2 protein-coding genes are annotated in these 1,775 nt (G+C 72.7%); both read right to left on the bottom strand.

Annotated features, from left to right (window positions below; translation table 11 throughout):
- Window positions 1-684 (bottom strand): shikimate kinase (locus tag QH276_RS05280; RefSeq protein ID WP_280406646.1); only part of this gene is annotated, 684 nt, incomplete at its 3' end.
- Window positions 684-1,775 (bottom strand): chorismate synthase (gene aroC, locus QH276_RS05275; protein WP_280406645.1); only part of this gene is annotated, 1,092 nt, incomplete at its 5' end. The genes QH276_RS05280 and aroC, both read right to left, overlap by 1 nt.

Below are 1,775 nucleotides of genomic sequence, written 5' to 3'. Positions count from 1 at the left end.
GGGGGGGCGGCCGGGGGCGGGCGCGGGGCCTTTCGGGGGGCGGGGGGGGGCGGGGGGGGCCCGCGCCGGGGCCGGGCGCCGGGCCCGCGAACGGCTGGTGCGCTGCGGTGTCGGCGCGCCGGTGCGGCTCTTCTCCGTGGTCTCCGGTAGTACCGATTCCAGGGCGAGTTTCGCCATGATCGCGCGGACCACGCGACCCGGGCTGCGCCCGTCGGTGCGCACCCGTACCGAGGCGACCTCCCGGTACAGCGGCCGCCGGATCCGCATGAGTTCGCGGTATTTCGCCCCGGGGTCGGCGCCGCCGAGCAGCGGCCGGTTGTTCGTGGCGCCGGTGCGGCGCAAACCCTCGGCGATGCTGATCTCCAGGTAGACCACCGTCCGGTCGCGCAGCAGTGCCCGGGTGCGCGCGGAGAGTATCGCGCCGCCGCCGAGGGAGACCACGCCCCGCTGGGTGCGCAGGGCCCGGCCGACCACTTCTTCCTCGAGCCGGCGGAACTCCGGTTCGCCGTCGGTGGCGAAGATCTCGGGAATGCTGCGGCCGGCCGCCTGCTCGATCCCGGCGTCGGTGTCGTACAGGTCGACGCCCAGTTCACGCGCCAGTTTCCGGCCGATGGTCGTCTTTCCCGCGCCGGGCGGGCCGACCAGCACCACCCGCGGGCTGTGCGGATCGGTCTGCACGATCATTACGCCGGGTCGGCGACGTGTTCGCCCGGGTTCAGATGCGGGCGCCCGCTGATCCGCTTCACGTAGCCGTCGAGGTTGCTCACCGTTTCGGCCACCGAATCGCCGCCGAATTTCTCCAAGGCCGCCTGCGCCACGACCAGCGCCACCATGGATTCGGCGACGACTCCGGCCGCCGGCACCGCACATACGTCGGAGCGCTGGTGGATCGCCGCGGCCTCCGCACCGGTGGACATATCGATGGTGGCCAGCGCGCGCGGCACGGTGGAGATGGGCTTCATCGCCGCTCGCACCCGCAGTGCCTCGCCGTTGGTCATCCCGCCTTCGAGGCCGCCCGCGCGGTTGGTCGAGCGCAGCACTCCGTCCGGGCCCGGCCGCATTTCGTCGTGCGCCTGGCTGCCCCGCCGCCGCGCGGTTTCGAAACCGTCGCCGACCTCGACGCCCTTGATGGCCTGAATCCCCATGAGGGCTCCCGCGAGCCGTGCGTCGAGCCGGTTCTCCCCGCTGGTGAACGAACCCAGGCCGATGGGCAGCCCGTCCACGACCACCTCCACGACACCGCCCAGGGTGTCGCCGTCCTTCTTCGCGGCCTCGATCTCGGCGATCATGGCCGCTTCGGCGGCGGAATCGAAGGCCCGCACCGGGCTTTCGTCGATCGCGGCCAGATCGGCTGCCGTGGGCACCACACCGGTGGTGTTCGCCGCGGTACCGATGGAGACCACATGCGAGATCACCTCGACTCCGAGCGCCTGGCGCAGAAACGCGCGTGCCACCGTGCCGGCCGCGACGCGCGCCGCCGTCTCCCGGGCGCTCGCCCGCTCCAGTACCGGGCGGGCGTCGTCGAATCCGTATTTGAGCATCCCGGAGTAGTCGGCGTGGCCGGGGCGGGGCCGGGTCAGCGGGGCGTTGCGGGCCAGATCGGCGAGTTCGGCCTCGTCCACCGGGTCGGCCGACATCACGGTGGTCCATTTCGGCCATTCCGAATTGGCGACCTCGATGGCGACCGGTCCGCCCATGGTCCGGCCGTGCCGGACTCCGCCGAGCACGGTGACCTTGTCGGCTTCGAACTTCATCCGCGCGCCGCGGCCGTAACC

This window comes from Nocardia carnea (assembly GCF_029869215.1).
Classification (GTDB): Bacteria; Actinomycetota; Actinomycetes; order Mycobacteriales; family Mycobacteriaceae; genus Nocardia; species Nocardia carnea_B.
The sequence above is the reverse complement of the archived record's forward strand: the minus strand, read 5'-3'. Positions and strand labels throughout refer to the sequence as shown.